Genomic DNA, 20,392 nt, shown 5'->3' with positions numbered 1-20,392 from the left:
CCTTACAGGTGCGGTTCGTCGTAAAGCTTCGCGGCGTTTTGTTTCGCCGCATCCGCCATCATTAGCCGCATGTGCGGCATGAGGTCTTGCGCCAAGCGTTGCGGGTCTTTCACATCCCCTTGAACCGTGACCGGCATGCTCAAAGAGTACTCAAATTTCTGGTCCACTTTGGCAGGCACAGGTTTCTCCGGCTCTTTTGGCTGAATCGCCACAGCCGCCGGCCTGGTCGGTGCAGCCACCGCCAGAGAGCGTGCTACATCACCCAGCACCGGTGCCTGCGGTGCAGGAGCCATCAGCAGAGCACCCGAACCGTTTGCGCCATTGAATGACTTGCCCATGGTCGCCAAGCTTGGAATGGCTGGCCCCGGCCGAGGCGCCATGAGCAACGGCGTAACCGGAGGCGCGGGCTTTTCATCCTCACCTCCAAACCACGACTTACCTGCAGCTCCGCCCAGCGCCGAACCACCCATGCTGCCCAGATAAGCGCCTACAAGCCCGCCAATGGCGGTGCCAATAATCGGCACCACCGAGCCAATAGCAGCACCGGCAGCAGCCCCGGCCATGGTGCCGGCAAGATTCCCGGCGGCGGCACCGTACCCCTCGGCCTTTTCGTCCTTGGTCTTGGCGTTCTCATAGGTATCGAAGGCCATGGCGCCGGCCTCCATCAGCGAGCCACCAGGTATCATCTTGGCAGCTTTGCCGATCTTGCCGACCGCCTGCACTACCCCGCCCAGTTTGGACAACGCGCCGCTAGGTACCTGAACCGGGGGAATCGGCAGGATCGGCGGACGCGGGATAGGCACAGGGGGCCGTGGCACTGGCGGTCGCGGTGGTCGCCCAGCCCGTGGTGATGTCAGCCGACGTCGCGGAGGGTTTCGCTTTGACCCGGGCTTACGCCGACGCCCTTCCCCTGGGCCTCCAGCATCGCCCCCAAAAGATCCGGCGTTGACCACGAAAACTTTCTTGATCCCGTCACCATCCAATCCAGCCGTACCACCGCCACTACCACCATCATCAGCGCCTGAGGCGGCGTCCTTGGCAATAGAAACCACCTTGAGGCCGGTAGCTATCACATCGAGCTTGCCCGGCTTCTTGCCACCTTCTCCCGCCGCATCTGCGTCGCCATCGGCGGACTGGCCCTTAAGAGCAGCAACTGCCTTGAGCCCGGTCTCCACCAACGACAGCGCTTTGCCGGCCTTACCTTTGGGCTGGCCATTATTTCCGCCGCCGTTGCCGTCCTCAGCGTTGGTCACAAAGACTTTTTGCACTTCACCGGACTTACCACCCAGCGAGCCCCGCGCGACGTTGAGCAACCCCTTAGCGATTTTGAACGAACTAAGCAGCCCCTTAAGCGCGACAAGACCGCCACCCACAGCCGCGATGCCCGTAACCACCCCGGGGGCGCTGTCGGACAGCGAGGTAATGCCCTTGGTGACTTTGGTCAACGCTTCAGCAACGGTGTCCGTGACCGGACGCAGGGCATCCCCGACACTGCGCATCGCGTCATCCATCGACTGAGCCATCTCGGCCCACTTCTGCGACGACGCCTCACGCCGCTCGCTGAGGTTCTTGTCGAGAATGCCCGTGGCATCACGCGAATCGTTTTTGAGCTGGCTGTACAACGCCTTGTTCTGCATATAGGCAGAAAGCGCAGCCTTCACCTGCATGTCAGCGAACAGGTCGCCCGTGCGCAAGGATTCTTCCAGCGAGGCCATCATGGCCTTGGCTTTCTCCGGGTCAGACTCCTTGCTGATTTTCGCCGTGGCCTCGGCCATCGCCGCCGCGCGCTTCGGATCGGTGGCCTGAATATACTTCTGCGCCAACGCCATGCTGGTTTCCAGCGTGGACATACCGTTCTGCAAACCGGTCTGCATCGATCCCTTGTAATCGATACCGGCCTTTGCATACGCCTTGACGGTTTCACCTGAGCCTATTTTGCTCATCCAGTTTTTGAGGTTGTTGGCTGCCTCATCGGCGCCGCCGGCAGACTTCATCTGCACTTGCAGCATGGCACCCAACTGCGTCACCGCATCCATGCCGGTGATGCCCAGGCTGCCCATGTTCGCCAACAGCTCAGGAAACCATTTAGCCATGTCGGCCGCTTCGAAGCTGCCAGCCTGCCCTTGGTAGGCAATCGCCTCCAGCGCCTGCTGCATCTGCTTAGGGTCGGTGATCTTGGCGTTTTGCCCCAGGGCGTTGATCATCTTCGCCGTGTCGACACCGCTCGACCCCTGCCCCACGACAAACTTGGCCGCGACTGGCGCATATTCCAGGGCCTTGCTCAACTCCATGCCGGCGCCGACCAACTGGTTGACGACGTCGGCAACATCGTTACGCGCCATGCCGGTGTCGCGCGAGGTATCGATGATCTTGCGCGACATCTCCTTTTCTTGTGGCTTGTTGGCAATGCCGGCCTTGATCGCGATGTCACGAACAATGGCCCCAAAATCCGCGCTGACCTTGGTCGGTACAGCGAGCATGCCGACACCAACAACAGCGGCGCCGACTGTGCTTTTCATGCCGTTCTTACCAGCATCCAGTTGCTGATGCCCCCGGGCTTTAAGCTCGGCTTTATTGGCGGTCTGACCCATGGAACGATAGGCTTTTTCCAGCCGGCCGACCTCGATGCCCTGCTTTTTCAAACTGTCGAGATTGGAGTTCAATCGCCCCAGCAGCTTGGATGCACCCTCAGAGCCGCTGTCATGGGCTTTCTTCCATTCATCACGCAAGCGAATGGTGTCGCCGATAGTGCGCTGTAAAACACGCGCCTTGTTGCCTTCCGCCTCAAGACGCTTGATGCGCCCTGTTACATCTTTAAACGCAGCACCGACGGTCGAACTGACGGCGCCGCCGATCACCAGCCCGAGGGCAATTTTGTTCGCCATGTCATGGCCCTCATTTGCATAGTCTTATCGAAGGCGGCTCAGTCCGTGAGCCACCACACCATTTCTGCAAACGGCATCGACAGAATCTCGGCGGCGGAAAATCCGGTTTCCGCCGCCAGACGTTTCGCGGCCAATTTTATGACGGCAGGATCAAATCCCGTCGTCTTGGTCCATGCGAAAATAGCCGGCCTGCAAGCGGTTAAAATCCACCAGCTTCAGGCCCTCCAGATCTGCGATAGGTGCACCGGCAAGCGAGGCAAACAACACCAGCTCACGCTGCTCGGCATCACCGGCAGCGTCACGATTTGCCGCGCGCACATCGCCCACTGTCGGGGAGCGCAGGGGCAATTTATCAACCGATACCCCGTTGATTTCACTTGGACAGGAAAGCGTCACCACGGCCTGATCGGTGGTCACCGACAACCACGGCGGCACCACATCCGTGTAGTCGGTTTCCGGGACCAGATGCGAATACGCGGCTTGAACACGGCGATAGTCCGTCAGCTTGAGGCCTTCGAGATCCTTAACACCGACCTCGGCCAACCCGGCGAACAGCATCAGTTCACGCTGTTCCTCGTCGCCATTCGACGCTTTGTCGGCTGCCCGGACCTCGCGCACCACCGGGGCACGCAAGGTGAGCGTCTCAACCAGCACGCCGTTGGCATTGCTTGGCCGCGTGAGCGTCACGACAGCGGCGAGCGCGCTGAGCGACAACCAGGCTGGTACATTCTTAGCGTTTGCTTGATTCATCTGGATCTATTCCCTTAGAGGCCGAGTGCGGCGCGAACGTCAGCGAGTTGATCTTTGCCGTCGATTACTTGAACGCCACCGACCATGTCGATTTCGTACATGACACGTCCGCCGATTTCGAGCTTGTAATAGGACGCCGCAATGGCGTGCTTGATCTCCGCCGAATCACCGGCCTTCCAGTCACCCAAGTCGACCTCTTTGAGCAAACCCCGCAGTGTTGCGACGACGGCAGTCACCGCTCCTTTTTGACCCCTGAACGCCCCTCGGAACGTCGCGTTGAAGGCCGTGCCATCGGCCAAGCCGAAGTATTTCAACGACTCACGACGCACGCCCTTGGTGACAAAAGACGCTTCCATTTTCTCCAGGCCCTGTGCCATCTCAATGGGACCGGCCATACCGCCACCCCGATACTCGTCGGTCTTAACCGTCAGCTTGGGCAGGGTCAGACTTGGCACTTCGCCGGAGAAGTTCACACCGTCGACAAACAGATTAGTGTCATACAAAGTTTGAGGAATCATTGGTTTGGCCCCTTAGGCTGCTTCAAGAACTTCGGTCATCCACTGATCGGTGACTTCGAAAAGGAAATTAGGGTTTTCTGCTGGCGGCACGTCGGTGAAGCGGATACGCCAAAAAACTTTGCCCTGTTCGATCTGGCTGGCCGTGTTCAGCTCGGTGTCCGGGTACACCTCAAAATTGATAATCGCGCCCTGGGCTTTCAGGTCGCGCATGAAAGCGTCCAGACCATCAGTCACATCCTTGACGTAGGTCTTGGTGATCGAGCGGTCTACCGCCCACTTGTGGCCGGTCTGCACTGCATCCATGAGGATGAACAGTGTTCGAACGCGCGTGACGAACGCCCACTTCGGATCGCTCGACAGCGTACGGTTGCCCCACAAGCGATAGCCGTCGTCGCGAATGATCGTCGCGATATTGGCGTTGTTCAGCAGGTTGGCACGGCACGTCTCGTCGCCATCCAGGTACTCGACAGCCCGGGTCGTGCCGGTGATACCGGTGAACTCCTTGTTCGACGGCGAGGCCCAGAAGCCATATTCGGCATCGGTCCAGGCAAACAAGCCTGCCGCCCAGGCCGAGCCCGGTGCATCAACCGTCTTACTGAGGTCGGTGTCCCAGTACTGTACGCCCGGGTCAACCATGAACAGGTTGCGACTGCCGAAGTTATCGGCGTAGAGCATCGCCGCCTCATCCGTGGTGCCAGGACCATCGAGGATGCCGATAGCCCGCAGCTTCTGCGCCAGGCTATCGAGCGCGGTCGCCACTGCTTGCGTGGCGGTATGCCCCGGTGCGATCAACAACCGCGGCTGAGCGTTGAACAGGCTTTTACCGTCCAGCAACGCCTGCAAGCCGGTGCGCTGGCCCGACGCCAAAACGCCGCCGATAATCGCCGAGGTTTGCAGCGCCGCGTCTTCCAGCTTCGGCACGCCGATGGCGACGATCACAGCCTTTGCCTTGGTGTAGATCGCTTTACAAGCCTTGGTGATTGCCGAATTTGCACCGAACGCGGCAATGGCTTCGCGCTCAGTGGTGATTAACTTCAACTCGCCGGCCTTGGCCGTGCCCCCATCCAGCCCGCCCGGGGTGAAGGTGTCGCACAGTCCGATGATGGAAGACGACGGCAACGAAATAGTGCGCGCGCCCGTCTTGATGTCGGTCGTGGTAACGCCGTGAAAGAAACTCATAAGGCTCGATCTCCAGAAACGAAAAAGCCCCGCATGAGCGAGGCCGTGGGTTGTTCGTGTTACGCGTGAAGGAATAGAAAACGCCCCGTCAGCGCGGGGCGTTTATTGAGTTAACTCCGGGAGCCAGGACGGCACTTGCGGGCGATGTTCACTCAAAGGAAACTCGCCGGCTTCCGGCCAATCACGCAGTTGTCGTCGATAGGCTTGTAGCTCAGCATATTGCTCAGCAGTAAAGGAAGTCGGAGAACCCTCCTCCAGCTCGTCGCGGTGGCGCGTCACAACGCTATCTGTCCCGGTGAGCTGCAAGTCACGCCAAGCGCGCTCAACCATTGCCAGTTGATCGGGCGACGGCCCAGGCGCAGGTTCGAGGCGCGGGAAGCCGTCATCGCCCCAACCTATTACCTTGCCTTCGCCTTGCCCCGCCAGCAGTTCAGCATGCGCCTCAGGGGAGATTTCCACCGCGTCATCGGGGATAGAATCGTTGAATCCCGGATCGTAGAAGAAGCCGGTTTGTTTTGAAGCAAACATAAAAACCACCCTCTAAAAAGCATTAAATGCCCTTGGCAAAATAGGTGCTCGCCTGCGTGGCAACAGTGAGTGACGCGTTCCAGAACCTGACCTGCCCAGAAGATTCGTTGTAGGAATTGACCCCGGGCGACCCCGCCTGCGAAGCGCCCGCCCCCGCCACAATCGCTAAAGGGCCACTGGGAAATTTAATAGGGTAATTGATCAGCACCGAACCGCCCGCAGGGATGGCAGGAATGACGCCCCATTGTTCAATGTGGCCGGAAGGCGATCTTTGATAGCCATTCGTTGTCAGACGGGCAGAAAACAAAGGCGAGTACTTGAGTGCTGCATCCCCACCGTCAAAGCTCCAGCCGATGCCCCCTAACTGTCGGCGGAATACACCGAAAGTACCGACCTGGATAAAAAACGGCCCTGACTCAGTATTCACATTCGTCAGCACGTCACCCACTGCAGCCATTACCGTAACCCCTCCTGCAAGAGAGCTGCCAATAGTAATCAGGGACCCGGCCGCCACGCTTGATGCCGGGGGCAATGTAACTGTCGAAAGTTGCGCAAAGTTGCTCAACCTTCCAACGTCTGCCGCTGTTAACGCCGTATCAGCCGTGTAATTTGTTTGCCCAGCATAATTACCGATAGCGGCTTGGACAAACTCGGTATTTGCGAGCAATTTGCTGTTATTAAACTTGGGCGGGGTCGGTGCTGTTGGTGACCCAAGCAGTGCAGGGGAATTAATCGGTGCAAAACCTTGCGTGACGTTCTGAAATGTCAGCGCGGTGGTGCCGAGGACGATCACGCCATCGGTGACCAACTGCCAGCGTGTATCAGCCAGCGTGGTGCCCTGCTCTACCGATACCAACAGCGCTGACGTAACTTCGGCATTGGTATCGGCATCTTCCGTGCGCTTCCATACGCCCGCCGCCGCAACGTACAGCCCGTTGTCCTTAGCGACATTCTGGTTCTTCACCAGCACTCGATCACCGGCCGCCAACACAATGCCGTCGATGGTCTGCAGGCCCGCCAGGGCGATGCTGGCCGTGGTTGCCACCCGTACCGATTGTTTGTTATCGAGTTTGTACAGCTCTTCCATGATCCGCAGATCGACGTACTCGCGCGTTGCCAGCACCACGGCCGGGTCAATCTTGAGCGTGATGTTGCCGGTGCTGGATACGATGAAATTCATCCGCACCACTTGCGTTCGGCCGGAGCCCTGCGACAGAACCGGCTTAAAGCTCGGCGCGCAGTTGGCTACTGCGACCAGATCGCCATCGACGTCATACAAGCCGATTTCGCGAATCCAGTGCCCCCCCTCATCAGCGGGGATAATTTGCTCGGCAATGATCACCGCCGGGTTCACCGGATCGACCCGCACTTGATTCAAAGGACGGCGGCGCCACTCGTTGATCAGGCGAGTCTGCGCCGCACTGGGGATGGGGTCAGTGTTGTTAGCATCACCCACGCCCATGTCAGTGAACTTCCAGGGAATGCCGAGCGCGTCAGCGTTCGCCTGCTTAGCCATTCCCACGTTTGTGAGGATGGCGAAAAACTGCGAATTCGCATCAATCATAATAAACGTCCAGGGTGTCAATAGAGTGTTCGCGTCCGACCACGCCAAAAGCCCCGGTGACCTCAATGTCACGCATGACCGGCGGGTAAACGTCGATTTCGTCGCCTTCGTACAGGGCAACACTGATGTTCAAAAGACCTTGAGTTTCGAGACTGATCGCCAGCCCCGTCAGGTGCCGGCTGACGGGCTTGGCGTCATCAACCAGCCGCTCCAGCTCCTGATACATCTCCTCAGTGATACCGGTGTCGAGAACGCCAACTTTCAACGCGAAGGTGCCAGGGATGCCTTCCGGCACCATCTTGAACCACTCGATAATCTCGATCAGATAGCCCAGGGGCTCGACCACTCGGCGCAACGCACCGATGGTCCCTTTGTGGGCATGGATGTAGTAAGACGCCTTAATAGCGGCACGCTTAGTCGCCTCAGTCCATCGGTAGTCCCAGCGATCCACCGACCAGGCCCAGGCCAGATGCGGCAGCAAATGAACCGGGCAGGTATCAGCGTTGTAGAGGTCGCGCAGCGGGGCAATCGTTTTCTCGAAAAACGTCGCCTCCATGGCGCGTTCCAGTTGCGTGCTGTTGATCGGCAGTAGGCTTTTCATGTCAGGCCGCCAGCGTCACGGTGTAGCCCGTACAGAACGCCGCCTGAGCCTTGGTCGGGGCCAGGTCCTGCCATCCAAACAGCTCGACCCGCGAAACGCCGGCAACGTGTAGCTGCGCATCGACACCGGAGCGAGCCACCTCGACGCCAAGCCGCTTTCGCGGATTGATCCAGGCAGCCAAACGGTTCTTTGCTTCGGCCAAACTGGCATCGGCTTCGGGTCCAGCACTGGTCATATGCAGGATCGCGTTGATTTGGTAACGGATCACTTGGGCGCTCTGCACCGTCACCCGATCTCCCACTGGCCGTACGTTTTCGTCATTCAGCGCGGCGGCCACCGTAGTCAACAGAGCTGGTGAAGCAACGCCCTCCCCGTCCAGCCCCAACACCGTTACCGTCACGTAACAAGGCGCAGGGCTTTCAGCCGTGGCATCCGCCACCAGCCCCGACGCGTTTCGCGCATGCAGGATGTAGCTGTTACGCGGTCCGGCCGTGGTCAGCCCCTCGTAGGCCAACTGAATACGCTCCCGGAACGGGTCGTCGTCCTCCTCAACCTCCGGTACCGGCGGCACTGCCAGCAGATCTGCCGCTTGAATAACCAAGCGTTTTAAGTTGACGTTGGCCCCCAAGTGATCGAGGTCACCACGTATGGCGTGTGCCAGCAATACCGCCTTGCCGGCATCATTGACCCGGGCGCGGTTGCCGACCTTGATGTAAGCGCCGACCTCCAGCACTTTAACCACCGGGTCACTTTCCAGCGCGGCGGTCCAGTTGCCGCCCATATACCCGCGAAAAACGCTCAGCCCTTCCTGATAAACCTCTTCGAAGTCCAGCGGCTCCAACACGGTCGGTGCCGGCAACGAAGACAGATCCACAATGCTCATACGGCCACCTCCAACGTGACGGCGTCGCCCAGGTACTGCCCGACGATCTTCAGATTGATTTGCCCGCCGATAACGGAAACGACGCGTACCTGATCCAGTTTCAAACGCGGCTCCCAACACCCCAGGGCGCGGGCAACTTCCGCCTGTACAGCGCTTTTCCAGCCCTCGTTAACAGGCAAATCCACAAACCGCCGCAGCTTGCTGCCGTACTCAGGCCGATGCCGGCGGCTGCCTAGCGGCGTGCCCAAGATGTCTGGAACTGATTGGCGCAAGTGCGCGATGCCGGAAATGGGCTGGCCGGTGTGGCGGTCCATTCCGATCATTGTGATTACTCCTTCAATTGCTCCAGATCTGGATGCGCTTTCAAGAACGCAAATTGATCATCGCCACATGCGGTGACGCGACCCGCAATAACAGGAAGCGCCTCGCCGCTGGGCAGGATCAGTGTTCGCGAGGTGAAAACCTTGTCGCGAAAGACACGCGCGGGGCCGATGGGCTCCACCGGGTCAGCAGTCACCGGAATACCAAGCGCCGCGGGCTTCAAACCCACTACCGCAATCGCTTCGACGGACCCCGCCGAATCGCCATCAGTTCTAGACCTATTCATAAGGCAAACTCCAGGTGTAAAAAAACCCGCACTGGGCGGGCTGTTGGGGATTGAAATTAGTGCGTGTGGTGATTGCTGTTGCCACCGGCATCAATGATCGCGCCGGCACTGGTGATGCCCTTTGTAACGTGCAATGCACCGTCGATCAGCACCGCCGCTTTCAGATTGATGTTGCCGGTGGTCACGTTCACAGCGCTGTCCGTGATGACCGCCTCTGTACTGGCGACTTTGATGGTCACCGTTCCGCTCGGCAGGGTGATGCTGTAGCTCTTGGCCTGCCAGTCGTAGATCAGCGAGCCGCCATCGTCAAAGCGCCAGACTTCGACATGATCGCGGTTATCCGGTGGCGGGCCGGCATTGCCATACAAGCCCGGGATGAAGGTGCCTTGCGCCACGTCACCGCTGGCACTGACTAAAGTCCCCTGCTCCCCCATGGAGGGCGCCCGCCAGTGCCTGGCCTTGCCGGCTGCAATGCTGTGCCAGCGCACCCATGCGCTGACCCATTCGCCATCCGACACCCGACACACCGGCGGCGAGGCGGCCAGGTCGAGGGCCACCACATAACAAGCCTTCACCACCCCGGCGAGCATGCGGTCATGCTGGGCGCTGGCATAGCCGCTCACATGTCCTCCGCCGGCACAAAGTCCTCTTTGACGTCGTTGTTGAAGCCAAACAACAGCATCCCAGGCGGTTGGTCAGGCCAAGGCCATTGTTCAGGACCGAGGTACACCTGCTGCGTCCATTCCACCAGCCACACGGTGTAACCATCCAAAGCCGGCTGGGTCCAATCCTGCAAGGCCTGAACGAACTCAGCTGGCTCGACCTCCAGCCCCCAGGTCTGTGCCCGCAGTAGAACCGCGAGTTGGGTAACCAACTGCACCGCCTGCTGCTGATGCAAGGGATCGATGGGGTCAACGATGATTCGCGCTTCGAACTTACACACCAATGCAGTTTCGCCCGTGCCGATATCGGTACCGGGCTCGATCTCGGCCAGCTCCAGAAACACTGCCGGTAACGCAATGCGATCCTGGATGTTCGGCCAAGCACTCACCGTCTGAACCCCTGGCAGATGACTCACCAGGTGTTGCTCGACCGCTCGGTAAAGCTGGTCGAGGCTAAAAGGTTCGTCAGCCATTAACCGATCCTCTTGAGGTATTTCTGCAACTCAAAGTTGAGTTCCTGTTTCAGGATCTCCAGTAAGCGTTCATCAGCCTTTTGTACCCAGCTTTCAAAATGGGGCCGGGCTTGCTCCAGAGAGACCTTCGCCTTTGCCAGCGGAAAGCGACTGCCGTTTTCCGCCACCCATCCCGAACTCGGCCCGCGCCCCGGCGACACCGTGCTGTCAGGGTAATCGTCAGCATTGAAGTGCTTGCTTGCGGTACGGATCCAGATGTCCGGCTTGTTGCCGTAAACCTTCTTGAGGAACGCGCCTTGATACCGCCGCCCCGCTACCGACACACCGGTGCCTGTCTGCCGTGCCCGGCCGATCCGACTGGACTCGATAGCGTTCAAACCGAACCACAGCTTGCCGCTCGAAGCCCCGCCGGACACCGGGTAACTGCGCAACCGTTGACGCACCGCCGCGACAGCAATGCGCTCTTGCCGACTAACCGCCCGGGCGATGTGCGTGCGCAACCATCCCAGTGTCTTGTTGATGGCTCGACGGTGAGCAGTCGCAGCTGCCTTGGGCACCAGCTTTGCAAAGTCCTGAAACGCCTGCAGGTCTGCGGCTGACGACTGGATGGAGATCATGCCGCCGCCAGCCGAGGGCTTGTAGTAGCTACCGATGCTCATGGGCGTAACCTCAGGATCAAGGCGACAAGACCGTCGCCACTCGGCTCCAGCTGCAGCAGGTCGTAATCGCCGCCGCCATCCAAAGCAGGCAAATCGATGCTGACCAATAGCCCGCGTTTCAAGCCTTCCGAATCGCTGACGCGGATCTCAAACCGAGGCTCGCGCAAGCCGGTGTTCAGCTTGCCGAGCTTGGGTTGCAACCAGGGCGCCGCGAACATGCCGAGCACAGGTTCTTCACGCCCCTCGATTCGTGCGGTATCACCCAGTGTTTCGAACACCACCGCGTCGATGTCGTCGATCAGTTCGCGGAAGGCCACGGTCACATCTCCAGCAGGATCTGCGCCCGAGGCCGCGTGCACAGGTGCAGCGGGTTGGACTGGGCTTCACCGGCGACGCCCTTGTTGAACGGCAGCGGCTCGATCTTGCTGTAGTACGGGATGCCCTGGGTGTTGACCGTTTCCATGTAGTCGGCCGGCGCGAAGGACGAGATGTACAAATCAGGGACGCCCTCAGGGACCAGCAGTGCCTTGTCGTCGTGGACAAACGCAACGCCGGCAATCTTGCCACGATACCGCTCCCAGACGATCCCGCCGAACTCGAAGCTTTCACGGGCATCGCCACGCAGGGACGCGGCCTGCATGGTATTGAGGTAGGTTTCTTTGACCGACTTGTGGACGAGCAGCTTGTTCCAGAAGTTTTTTCCGCAGAAGGCACGAGAGCCAGTAGTAGTGACGCTGCCCAGCGCTTCCTCCTGCATATCCAAGGCTTCACCACACTTCACACGGATCTCAGTGGCAGGGTTACCCAATTCCATAGGGAGCTTCTGTCGCTCGACACCGAAACGGTCATAGATATCCAACAGTACAGTCTTGCCGTCCGCGTCCAGCACCGTCCCGTTCAATGCACCCATGCGTTGAAATTCGTGGGTGGCATCCAACTGGCGACGTGCCTTACCAAGACGCTTGTTGACTACGTCCTGCACGGCCTGCAACTCAGTGAGAGAGCCGAAGGCGCGGATACCCTGGATCTCATCTGCCTTGATCGTGAAGCGCTCCGGCAGGTGCACGGTGTTGAACGGAATCAACATACGCTTAGTCGCGCCGACCACCAGTCCCGAGGTACCACGTTCACCTGCTGGCACCAGGGCCAGGGTGTCGCCGTCCTTCTCGATCTGCACGGTCAGCGTGCTGATGCCTTCTTCGCGAAACAGTCCCAGGCTGCTGATGCGCCCTGGCAGGTATTGCTGCTCATTGATTGCAGCGGTCAGCGAGGAGACGCTGAACGCATCGTCTTCAAAAATGGCGATATCGGCCATGGGTACTCTCCAGAAATGAAAAATCCCGCACGCGGCGGGATGGATAAAAGAGGGTGAACGTATTAGCGGACGATCACGAAATGGGTAGCCAGGGCCTTTTCAGCGGCGGGATCGAGGCCGGTCAAATGCGCTTCGCTGACCTCGGCCAGCCGCACGACCGCGCGACCGCGACGTGGCACATCCGATTCGCCCAGCGGCCCGTAGAGGATCGCGATGGCGTTTTCGGTGCCGTCTTCGGCGGTCGGCTTATACGGGGCGAACTCGCCGGTGAGTGTGACCAGGCCAAGAATCTGACCAGGCTCCAAGGCGGCACCAGCGGCGACGTTGATCGCTTCGCGGGAAATGTTGCCAGCGCCTTCAGACAGCAGGAACTCGCCCGCGTGCATCGATTCAGTTTTCATGCTCTTGCTCCTTTCGAGGTTCCGTTCTGTGCCGCCTGACGGCTGGCCCAGATTGAGTGAGTGTCGACCTGTTTGGCCTTGATCGTCGCGGCTGGGTCATCGTCAAGTGGCAGGCTGTTGTTGATTTCAAAGCCGCCGCCGCTGCCGACCAGCTTGTCGAACAACCGTGCGCGGACTGCAGCTTCGTCGAGTCCAGCGCTGATGAACTCGCCGGTCAGCTCTGGCAATCGTGCTGCAACGCACAGGCCGTGCAGGGTTTTGGCCTTGGTCAGCGCGGCCTGGATCACAGCTTCGCTTTCCAACTTCGTCACAGCGAGAATCGGGTCCACCAGGTTGCTGATGCCTGCCGCTGCACAACCCTGCGTGACCATCAGCGCCAACTTGGCCGCGTCCAATACGGGCGCTGGATCTGGTTCCGGCGATTCGACTTCCGGCTCTTCGTCCAACTGGGCGAGCAGTTCGGCCGGGGCATTCTGGAAACGCTGCAGCACACTGCCTTGGCCGAGGCAGGCGCTGACCTTCAAACCATCGCCAACCTCATCGGCCAGGCCCAGCGCCACCGCCTCGTTGGCCGTGAGCCAAGTTTCAGCATTGACCATGCGCCGCAGCTCGGCTTCGTCGATGTCCGGCGCCTTGGCCTTGTACGCCGCGATGATCGCTTCCAGAGTCTGGTCCAGCACATCCGCGACACGGCGGAAGTCTTCGGCATCACCACCGGTAAAGGTGTAGGGGTTGTGGATCATCAACATGGCATTGGCCGCGATCACCACTCGGTGAGCGCCGCATACCGCGACACTGGCCGCACTCGCCGCCAGGGCGTCAATACGACCGGTGCAGCGCTCGCCCAGGCGCGACAATGCGTTGTGGATCGCCAGGCCGTCGAACAAGTCCCCACCGATGCTGTTGAAGGCAACAATCACCGGTGACGCGCCGTCATCCATGGCGCGCAGATCCTGCACGAACTGATTGGCAGTGACGCCCCAGGCGCCGATCTCGCCGTACACGAAGATTTCGATGCTGCGTTGCTCGGCTTCGCCGCTGGCCTGGAGGGTGTACCAGCTTTTGTCGGCGACCTTGACCTGCTTGCCCGCCTTGTCAAAGACGCGGGGCTTGGCTTTTTTACTCATGATTGTTCCTTGTCGTCATTCGGCTCGATGGCATCAAGCGTGGTGTAGTTGAGGCCGAGTTCCGTGGACCGGGCGAGGTCGGCGGCGTTTTCCGCGTCAATGGTCTCCGCGTCGTAGCCGTTGCGCAGACACATCTCGCTGCGCGAACCAAAGCCCGCCTGCACTTCCATCCGCCGCGCCTGCACGTCCTGTACCGGCTGGATGTAGGCCCAGCCTTGCGGCACCCAACGCGTTCGCAGGTATTCCCGCCGACGTTGCGCATAGTTCTCCAGCACCAGGGCGCCGGAAAGCACAGCCATGTCCAGCCAGGCAGCACGCACCGGGCGGCACAGCTGATGCACATACACGCCGAATTGCAGTTGCTCCAGGCGGCGCCGGAACTCGTTGAGCACCACCCGCAGCGCCCGATCGTTGACCTCGCGCATGTCGCCGGTGAGGATCTCGTAAGGCGTGCCCGAACCCGCCGCCGCAGCCATCAGCTGCTGCCGCATGAAGTCCGGGTAGTTGTTGCCGGCGTCCGGGGGTTTGGAGAACTCCACCTCTTCACCTGGCCCCAGCTCTTGCATGGTGCCGGGTTCCAGCGCGACCATCGGCGTGAAGCCGTCGCGGTCGGTGGTAAGCAATTGCCCCGTGACAGGATCGCGTGGCTGCTGCCCACTGTCCGGGGCCGGCCGTTTGATGAAGCCGGCGAACAGGTTCGCCACCTCCTGGCGAAACAGCACCGCGTCGTCGTAGTTGTCCAGGCTGCGCAAGCGCTTCAACACTGGTGCCAAGCGCGGCACGCCGCGCAGCTGCCCGGGCTCCATGGGTTCGAAGATGTGCAGCACCTGCGTGGCCGGTACACGCACCAACTGGTTGTAACCGGCGTTCAGCGATGACGAGTCGCGCGGATGCGAGAGATACATCCAGTACGCCACACGCTTACCGGCCGGGTTGAATTCGATCCCGGCGCGGATCACGTTGCCGTTTTTGGCCGTCTCGAACTTGTCGTGAGGAACAAACTCAGGAGCCAGCGCCTGCAGCTGCAGCGGCACCGCCAAGCCCTCACTGGGGCTGCGTGGTCGCAACCGCACGAAGCACTCTCCGGCGGTTTCAACAGTACGCGCCACCAGGGCCTGCATGCCGTAAAAGTCGGTCAGCTCATCGGCATCCGCCTCGTCCGCCCAGTCATCCCACAGCTGCTGCTGAAGTTTGCGCAGCTCTGCGTCTTCCGTGGTCGGCCTGGGCGTGATGCCGGTGCCGATCAGGTTACTGACGCGCTTGTCGATGACGTTGAATGCATACGGGTCATTGCGCACCGCCGCCCGCGAGCGTGCCCGCAGGTTGCGCAGGGCCGGCGTGTTGATGCTGTTGATGCCGTCGTCGGTGGCTTCCCAACTGGCCGAACGTCGGCCCTCACCGGCGCCTTCGTAACTGGCCTTGATGTTCGACGGCAGCAAGAATCCGTTACGGGCAAGCGTCGGATAATGTCGGGCCATTAGACTCCCTTGCCTCCGTGGGTAAGCCGGATCACGCGAGAGCGCGGCCCGGCGGCTTGGCTCAGCGACGTGCGGATCTCGTCGCGAGCCTTGAGCAGTTCGTCGATAGAGCGGTACTCCACCGTGCGGTCGCTGTAGCGCACGGTCTTTTCACCGCGTGCAATGGCGCGCTCGATGGCTTCGAGGTGCTTGGGGGTAAACGACATATCAGCGTCTCTTCAGGTAGCCGCTGGTGGAGCTGCGGCGTTGTGGGGGTGTAGCGGGTCGTGGCTGGACGGCCGGGGCAGCAGGTGGCGGTGGTGGTAGCGATTGACGCGCCGCAACCGGTGCCGGCGTTTCGTCTTCGTCGTCACGCTCGCCTTGTACGGGCTTGACGCCCAACACATCGTCGAACAAACCGGACTGCGCCAGCGCTTGGCGTACCCGCTCCCAGTCGTGTTCCTGGTAGCGATTGATACCCAGGTAATGCGCCATCGCCAGGCAATACACCATCAGGTCGAGCGCTTCGTTGCGCTCGGCCTTGCCCTTGACCCACTCGATACGCTTGTAGCCTTTGACGTACCGGGCGACCTTGCGCTCGGCCACGCACTGGGCGAAGAACTCGTCCGGCAGGTCGTTGGCAAAGTGCAGCGAACCCGGGCCGTCCTCGAAGGCGTAGCGGTTGTAGATCCAGTCCTTTGCAGTGTCGGTACCGACGAACCACAGCTCGGCGCCGCCGCGTTCGGTCTGGCCCTTCCAGGTCACGTCAACCATGGACGGCCGCTGAGCAATCACCGGTTTACCGGGCTTGCTTGCGCCCTTGATGGCGAAAATGTTGCGCCAGCGCCGCACGCGGCAGAACTGGTACACCTCGTCGGTGTGGTGACCGCCGGAGTCGACGCCTGTCGCCAGGATCGCCAAACCTACACCGCAAGGATGCCGATACCGAACCTTTAGCTTTTCGTCCAACACCGCCCAGGTGCGTTCATCGGCAGGGTCGCCCCAGATCACCTGGTGGTCGACCACCCAGCGTTCCATGCCGACACCGAAGCCCATCACCATCAGCTCCAGGCGATTGGCCTGGACGTCGACGGCGCCGGTCAGCATCAGCACGCCCACCGGCATGCTGCCGAGCGTGTAGGTCTCCAGCCGCGCCCGAGCAACCAGCACTTCGGCCTTGGTCTGCTCTTGCGCGCTGTCCCAGACCTTGGCGAGACGTGTGTTGTAGAACACCTGCATCAGGCCCATGTCACCTTTGGCCTGGGCCTTCTTGGCGTCTTCGAACTCCTCGGCCAGCGAGGGCCAGTCCTTCCAGCCAATTGGCGAGTAAAGCGCGTTGAGGTGGAAGCCCACCGTCTTGCCGTCGCCGTTGCCATGGGCGCGCCACTCGCCACGGGCGAGCATATCGGTTTTGTGATGCTCCTCGATCAGGACGTCACACTCAGGCGCGGCGCATTGGTAGTGAACAGCGCTGTAATCCTTGTTGTAGAGCAGCCGCTCCCACTCCAGCACCTGCATATGCCCGCAGGTGGGGCATGGCACGTAGTAGTAACGCTGGTCGCTGGACTCGAACAGGTCCGAGATCCGCGAAGCGCCCTTGATCGTCGGCGAGCTGGAAAAGTAGATCTTCGCGTTGCGGCCAAAGTTGGTCGCCCGCGTTTCCGCCAGAACGATGGGGTCACCTTCCTGGCCGACGTCGTTTTCCCACCGGTCGACCTCGTCGCCGTAGATGTACCGCGCCGACAGCTCGGATAAGTTGGCCGCTGAGCCCGCCGTAGTGACGTACAGGGAGCCGCCTTCGAACTCCTTGGTGTCCATGGTGTTGCGGGCGTCCCGCGAGCGACTGGCGGCTACACGTTTCGCCAGCTCTGGGGTCGCCTTGATGGTTTTGCTGATCCGCCCGGACACCCGCTTCGAGAGGCCCAGGCTTGGCAGCAGCGCGAGGATGTTGGACGGTGCCATATGGATCAGGCCGCCCATCCAGTTCAAGGCGATCTGCGTTTTCATCAGTTGCGAAGCCACCATGGTGATCACGCGCCGGCACGGGTGAGCCGGCGACAGGCAGCGCATGGGCTCACGAGCGTACGGCGTGCGCTCGGTGCGGTACTGGCCGGGCTCAGGTGCGCCCGTGTCTCGCGGGATGCGCATGTACTCGTCGGCCCACTCGTCGATCCACAGGTCGGGGTCGGGTCGTAGCCCACGGAAATACGCCTCACGGAAGACCTTCTCACCGTCAGGGATTTCCGGGTGCATAGGTCAACTCGAAGTCATTGCACGTTCAAGGTCGGATGAGGACATGCGTTCAGCCTCTTCCAGTGTTTTACGCAGCGTCGCCGCCAGGTGTTTTTCGATGTCCCAAGGGTCGGTCATGGCTGACAGCTTGTGCGACAGCTGAGGCAGCTGGCCGAACAACTGGTCGCGCAGATGGCGTCCGGCGTTGTAAGCGCCCAGTTCGATTGCATCCCTTGCGACCAGGGAGCCCTGCGCCTTGTGCAGCTCGATCTCGGCCAGCTGCGCCAGGTTGTGTTCGCGCATGGCGCGAGCCTTATGGAAGTCGTGGCCCTTGGCGCCGACAGTAGTAAGCTGCTGCGGCGCAGCCGTGTTAGTCGGCTCGACCTGGGGGGACAGTTGGCTGTAAACGTCGCGCTGGATCCGGTCCTGCTGGTGTCGAGCAGCGACGGCGGCCTTGCTGGGGTCGGCGGTTTCGAGGATCAGCGCTTCGGTTGCCAGCACGTCCACCATCTTGCCGTCAGGCGACAACACCAAGCGGTTGTTGCCTTTGAGCCAAGTGATGTAGCTCGGCGTCCTGCCGATGCGAGCCGCGAAAGCGCTTTTAGACAGGAACAGTGGATCCGTCATAAGCCCTCCTTTTCAACGGCTTTTCAATGGAAACCTTTCAATTTCAATGGATTGAATTTCAGTAAGCTGGCAGCCCACCCGCTAACGCTTTCCCGCGGGTTTCATGCCCCGTACCCCTCGAATACCGCCAGGGTCCCCGGCAACTTTTCGGCGCACCATTTTGACGCATGACGCTACAGATCCACTTTCTGAAGTCTGAAGGGCAAAGCCCCTGTGTATTAGCTGAAAACCCATTCACCTGGACCCAAGACATCAACCAACTTTCCACACCCTGGCCAGGTTGCCCGAACTCTGACACACCGACCCGACGAACACCGCCAGCAGCAGCACCAGCGGCCAAGAGTTGCGCGGCATAATCAACTGGCCCTTGCCGATGTAGACGATCACCGCACCGGACGCCACCATCACCAACCAGGCAAGGCAACTCATATCACGGCGGAACCGCGCACCACGGCGGCGGAAGGTGAACAGGCGAACGAAGAGCGCTACACACAACCAGAACGTGATCTGGGTGAGCACTTCCTGCATCAGGTGACTATCCATCCTGCCTCCCCTGCTGTTCAGCATCGAGACCACGACGTTTGATAATGGCGAGCGCAACCGTCACCACCAGCACCGAGGCCCCGAACGCCGCCGGGCCGGAGTACTTGAACGGGCGAATGCCCCACAGTTCTAACTCAGCCACACCCGGGGCAAACAGGTAACCCATCACAAAGGAGACCAGCAGGAAGACAACCCGCTTCCACACTGGCAACTCTTCGGTGGTGGTAAAGAACACCAGGGCACCAGCGAGAGCGCCGATCACGGCAAGCCCATCAATGCCAGTGAGCAACCCCGTTACAGCAGCACCGGCTCCACCGGCCACGACAACTGTTGCAGCCGTGCTTGCTGGCTCGCCCATGCTGATACTCCATTGCAGACACCCATTGGGCAGAAATTAAAAACCCCGCCGAAGCGGGGTCAGGTGACCGGCTTAGGGAAGCCGGGTGAAGCTGCACAGCACGTGCGAAGTCAGCGCCGAGGCGCAAATTCCATATCGTGGGGACTTTTTACCCCTCTCCGGAAAAACCGAAAAGGGGTGTTTTTCGGTTGATCCGCTCGGCGCACCTTTGACGCACTTTGACGCAGCTTTGAGGCAGTTCCTCCAGACGAACGGCAGTCAAAAAGTTCTGACGCGCGGCACGCTGGACGCCCGCGTTAGATTGGTTGCTGGTGACTTTACGCGCAGGTTCCGCGCGCGACCTGGCGCACTGCGCACGGTCAGGATCACCAGCACCTGTTGATGCAACGTATGGACCCAATTCCGATAGGTGCGGTCGGCGTCATCACCCAGGCCGAGAAATGGCAACTGAGATCGAACCGACCACGCAGGTCTCGGCAGATACCGATTCCGTGCGAGCTTCGCCAGCAACGCACCTTTATCAGACTGCCGCTCCAACTGCGCAAGGGCTGCGGCGACTTCCATTGCAGCGTGATCCATACCACCGCCGGAGGCCATCATAAGATCTCGAGATCCCGGGGTGCTGCGAGGGGCAGAGCCGCCCCACTCCATAATCGTCGCCATCGGGCTACCCAACCCACCACCATCACCTACCTGGTTGAACTGGTTACCCCAATGCTGCATGAGTTCTTCGACTTCCTCGATCATCGCCCTGCTCCCCCACCCAAAATCAAACCCGACACAAAAAACGCCATACCCAACACAAACCCAACACAACTAAAACCATTTAAATTCAATAGCTTTAAATCAAATGTGTAGAGTGTGTTGGGTGTGTTGGGTTTAACGGTTCTCGCATAAGAAAAAAATCTAGCTTCCATGGATTCAAATAACGTCGCCCATGCGTGTGCGCGACGACAAACCCAACACACCCAACACAGCAGGCGCAAAGTCTCGAAATAGAAGGCTCGAAATTGTGTGGGGTAT

The 20,392-nt window shown here is 60.3% G+C and carries 24 protein-coding genes and 1 pseudogene; all 25 read right to left on the bottom strand.

What is annotated here, in order from left to right:
* Positions 1-2: 2 nt before the first annotated feature.
* Positions 3-2,885 (bottom strand): phage tail tape measure protein, encoded by a 2,883-nt coding sequence (locus tag V6M90_RS09705; protein WP_332846389.1) that lies wholly within the window; start codon positions 2,883-2,885, stop codon positions 3-5.
* A 150-nt stretch (positions 2,886-3,035) separates the two neighbouring features.
* Complete coding sequence (locus tag V6M90_RS09700) at positions 3,036-3,323, bottom strand: phage tail assembly protein (protein WP_332846447.1); 288 nt, start codon at positions 3,321-3,323, stop codon at positions 3,036-3,038.
* A gap of 3 nt (positions 3,324-3,326) precedes the next feature.
* Positions 3,327-3,635: pseudogene (locus V6M90_RS09695) on the bottom strand (phage tail assembly protein); the annotation flags it as partial.
* 14 nt (positions 3,636-3,649) lie between these two features.
* Entirely contained in the window at positions 3,650-4,153 is a 504-nt protein-coding gene (locus V6M90_RS09690; RefSeq protein WP_332846388.1) for a phage major tail tube protein, read from the bottom strand.
* Positions 4,154-4,165: 12 nt separating this feature from the next.
* The gene (locus tag V6M90_RS09685; protein WP_332846387.1) at positions 4,166-5,332 is read right to left on the bottom strand and encodes a phage tail sheath family protein; all 1,167 of its coding nucleotides are present in this window, start codon (positions 5,330-5,332) and stop codon (positions 4,166-4,168) included.
* A 102-nt stretch (positions 5,333-5,434) separates the two neighbouring features.
* Positions 5,435-5,860, bottom strand: a complete 426-nt coding sequence (locus tag V6M90_RS09680) for a tail fiber assembly protein (protein WP_332846386.1) — start codon at positions 5,858-5,860, stop codon at positions 5,435-5,437.
* 22 nt (positions 5,861-5,882) lie between these two features.
* Positions 5,883-7,424 (bottom strand): phage tail protein, encoded by a 1,542-nt coding sequence (locus V6M90_RS09675; RefSeq protein WP_332846385.1) that lies wholly within the window; start codon positions 7,422-7,424, stop codon positions 5,883-5,885.
* Complete coding sequence (locus V6M90_RS09670; RefSeq protein ID WP_332846384.1) at positions 7,417-8,025, bottom strand: phage tail protein I; 609 nt, start codon at positions 8,023-8,025, stop codon at positions 7,417-7,419. The genes V6M90_RS09675 and V6M90_RS09670 overlap by 8 nt, the downstream gene beginning before the upstream one ends.
* A gap of 1 nt (position 8,026) precedes the next feature.
* A complete protein-coding gene (locus V6M90_RS09665) occupies positions 8,027-8,908 on the bottom strand; it encodes a baseplate assembly protein (RefSeq protein WP_332846383.1) in 882 nt (293 codons plus the stop codon).
* On the bottom strand, positions 8,905-9,231 hold the full coding sequence (locus V6M90_RS09660; RefSeq protein ID WP_332846382.1) for a GPW/gp25 family protein: 327 nt from the start codon (positions 9,229-9,231) through the stop codon (positions 8,905-8,907). Before V6M90_RS09660 ends, V6M90_RS09665 begins: the two co-directional genes overlap by 4 nt.
* A 5-nt stretch (positions 9,232-9,236) precedes the next feature.
* Entirely contained in the window at positions 9,237-9,515 is a 279-nt protein-coding gene (locus V6M90_RS09655; protein ID WP_332846381.1) for a hypothetical protein, read from the bottom strand.
* A gap of 56 nt (positions 9,516-9,571) precedes the next feature.
* On the bottom strand, positions 9,572-10,105 hold the full coding sequence (locus V6M90_RS09650; protein ID WP_332846446.1) for a phage baseplate assembly protein V: 534 nt from the start codon (positions 10,103-10,105) through the stop codon (positions 9,572-9,574).
* A 29-nt stretch (positions 10,106-10,134) separates the two neighbouring features.
* Entirely contained in the window at positions 10,135-10,650 is a 516-nt protein-coding gene (locus V6M90_RS09645) for a hypothetical protein (RefSeq protein WP_332846380.1), read from the bottom strand.
* Complete coding sequence (locus V6M90_RS09640) at positions 10,650-11,309, bottom strand: hypothetical protein (protein WP_332846379.1); 660 nt, start codon at positions 11,307-11,309, stop codon at positions 10,650-10,652. The genes V6M90_RS09645 and V6M90_RS09640 overlap by 1 nt, the downstream gene beginning before the upstream one ends.
* Positions 11,306-11,626, bottom strand: a complete 321-nt coding sequence (locus V6M90_RS09635; protein WP_069552403.1) for a head-tail joining protein — start codon at positions 11,624-11,626, stop codon at positions 11,306-11,308. The genes V6M90_RS09640 and V6M90_RS09635 overlap by 4 nt, the downstream gene beginning before the upstream one ends.
* Positions 11,627-11,628: 2 nt before the next feature.
* On the bottom strand, positions 11,629-12,624 hold the full coding sequence (locus V6M90_RS09630; RefSeq protein ID WP_332846378.1) for a major capsid protein: 996 nt from the start codon (positions 12,622-12,624) through the stop codon (positions 11,629-11,631).
* A 62-nt stretch (positions 12,625-12,686) separates the two neighbouring features.
* Positions 12,687-13,025, bottom strand: coding sequence for a head decoration protein (locus V6M90_RS09625; protein WP_177035021.1), 339 nt, complete (start codon positions 13,023-13,025; stop codon positions 12,687-12,689).
* A complete protein-coding gene (locus tag V6M90_RS09620; protein WP_332846377.1) occupies positions 13,022-14,152 on the bottom strand; it encodes a head maturation protease, ClpP-related in 1,131 nt (376 codons plus the stop codon). Before V6M90_RS09620 ends, V6M90_RS09625 begins: the two co-directional genes overlap by 4 nt.
* Positions 14,149-15,630 (bottom strand): phage portal protein, encoded by a 1,482-nt coding sequence (locus tag V6M90_RS09615; RefSeq protein ID WP_332846376.1) that lies wholly within the window; start codon positions 15,628-15,630, stop codon positions 14,149-14,151. The genes V6M90_RS09620 and V6M90_RS09615 overlap by 4 nt, the downstream gene beginning before the upstream one ends.
* Positions 15,630-15,836 (bottom strand): phage head-tail joining protein, encoded by a 207-nt coding sequence (locus V6M90_RS09610; RefSeq protein ID WP_332846375.1) that lies wholly within the window; start codon positions 15,834-15,836, stop codon positions 15,630-15,632. The genes V6M90_RS09615 and V6M90_RS09610 overlap by 1 nt, the downstream gene beginning before the upstream one ends.
* A gap of 1 nt (position 15,837) precedes the next feature.
* Positions 15,838-17,862, bottom strand: coding sequence for a phage terminase large subunit family protein (locus tag V6M90_RS09605; protein ID WP_332846374.1), 2,025 nt, complete (start codon positions 17,860-17,862; stop codon positions 15,838-15,840).
* 3 nt (positions 17,863-17,865) lie between these two features.
* Complete coding sequence (locus V6M90_RS09600) at positions 17,866-18,468, bottom strand: terminase small subunit (RefSeq protein ID WP_332846373.1); 603 nt, start codon at positions 18,466-18,468, stop codon at positions 17,866-17,868.
* Positions 18,469-18,720: 252 nt separating this feature from the next.
* Positions 18,721-19,011: a phage holin family protein gene (locus tag V6M90_RS09595; RefSeq protein ID WP_054917674.1), complete on the bottom strand. Its 291-nt coding sequence runs from the start codon at positions 19,009-19,011 to the stop codon at positions 18,721-18,723.
* A complete protein-coding gene (locus V6M90_RS09590) occupies positions 19,004-19,369 on the bottom strand; it encodes a putative holin (protein ID WP_332846372.1) in 366 nt (121 codons plus the stop codon). Before V6M90_RS09590 ends, V6M90_RS09595 begins: the two co-directional genes overlap by 8 nt.
* Positions 19,370-19,627: 258 nt before the next feature.
* Positions 19,628-20,116, bottom strand: coding sequence for a hypothetical protein (locus tag V6M90_RS09585; RefSeq protein WP_332846371.1), 489 nt, complete (start codon positions 20,114-20,116; stop codon positions 19,628-19,630).
* Positions 20,117-20,392 lie beyond the last annotated feature (276 nt).

Origin of the sequence: Pseudomonas lactucae (assembly GCF_036688725.1) — a bacterium.
In the GTDB taxonomy this organism is placed as follows: Bacteria; Pseudomonadota; Gammaproteobacteria; order Pseudomonadales; family Pseudomonadaceae; genus Aquipseudomonas; species Aquipseudomonas lactucae.
The sequence above is the reverse complement of the archived record's forward strand: the minus strand, read 5'-3'. Positions and strand labels throughout refer to the sequence as shown.